Annotated in this window: 2 protein-coding genes; both read left to right on the forward strand. The window is 67.8% G+C overall.

Going from position 1 to position 1,195, the window contains the following annotated elements:
* Nucleotides 1–485, forward strand: a 485-nt coding sequence (locus ACXJKR_RS32950; RefSeq protein WP_457326445.1) for a citrate/2-methylcitrate synthase, incomplete at its 5' end; no start/stop codon positions are given.
* A 74-nt stretch (nt 486–559) separates the two neighbouring features.
* Nucleotides 560–1,195: PfkB family carbohydrate kinase (locus ACXJKR_RS32955; RefSeq protein WP_457326446.1), on the forward strand; the 636-nt coding region annotated here is incomplete at its 3' end.

A 1,195-nucleotide genomic window follows, 5' to 3' on the forward strand; every position in this document is an offset into this window, starting at 1 on the left:
GCCTGAACATGCTGGGCGACATCCAGAAGCAGGGCGGCGTTGCCCGCATCGGCGAGTTCGTCAACAAGGTCAAGGACAAGAATTCCGGCGTCAAGTTGATGGGCTTCGGTCACCGGGTCTACAAGAACTACGACCCGCGCGCCAAGCTGATGCGCGAGACCTGCCACGAAGTGCTGAGCGAGCTGGGCCTGGAAAACGACCCGCTGTTCGAGTTGGCCATGAAGCTGGAAAAGATCGCGCTGGAAGACGAGTACTTCGTCGCCCGCAAGCTCTACCCGAACGTCGACTTCTACTCGGGCATCGTGCAGCGCGCCATCGGCATCCCCGTGCCGCTGTTCACGGCCATCTTCGCGCTGGCCCGCACGGTCGGCTGGATCGCCCAGCTCAATGAGATGATCGGCGACCCCGAGTACAAGATCGGCCGCCCGCGCCAGCTCTTCGTCGGCGCCACGCCGCGCGACGTCAAGCCCATCGCCCAGCGCTGATCGCTGAACGACACTTAGCGCCTCATGCGAACCCCTCGGTCTTCCCGAGGGGTTCTTTCGTTTTGGGAACCCTGATGACCCGTCCTGAGATCCTCGTCCTCGGCAGCGTCAACCGCGACCTCATCGTGCATGCGCCGCGGCTGCCGCTGCCGGGCGAGACGCTGCGCGGCCAGCGCTTCGGCTCCTGCCTGGGCGGCAAGGGCGCCAACCAGGCCGTGGCCGCGGCGCGCCTGGGTGCCCGCGTGGCACTGGCTGCACGGGTGGGCCTGCTGGAGAACGGCGCGGCCATGGTGACCCAACTGATCGCGGAAGGCGTCGACACGCGCGCGATTGCCCAGCCAGCCGACGAGGTGCCCGGCGTGGCGCTCATCGTCGTCGGTGCCGAGGACGCAGAGAACCAGATCGTCACCGTCGCCGGCTCCAACGGCACGCTTCCGCTGGAGCAGGTCGAAGCCCTCGACATGGCGGGTCTGCGCTGGCTGGTCGCCCAGCAGGAGCTACCGCTGCAGAGCGTCGCCCGAGCCTTCGAGCGCGCCCGCGCGGCCGGTGTGAAGACCGTGCTGAACGCCGCACCTTTTCGCGCCGGTTGTGAGGCTTTGTTGCCGCTGGTCGACCTGCTCGTCGTCAATGCGCTGGAAGCCCAGGCCCTGATCACGACGCTGGGCGGTGGCGCCGCCGAACCCGAGACGCTGGCCCGGACCTTGCGCGCC

Source organism: Roseateles sp. P5_E11 (assembly GCF_054049355.1).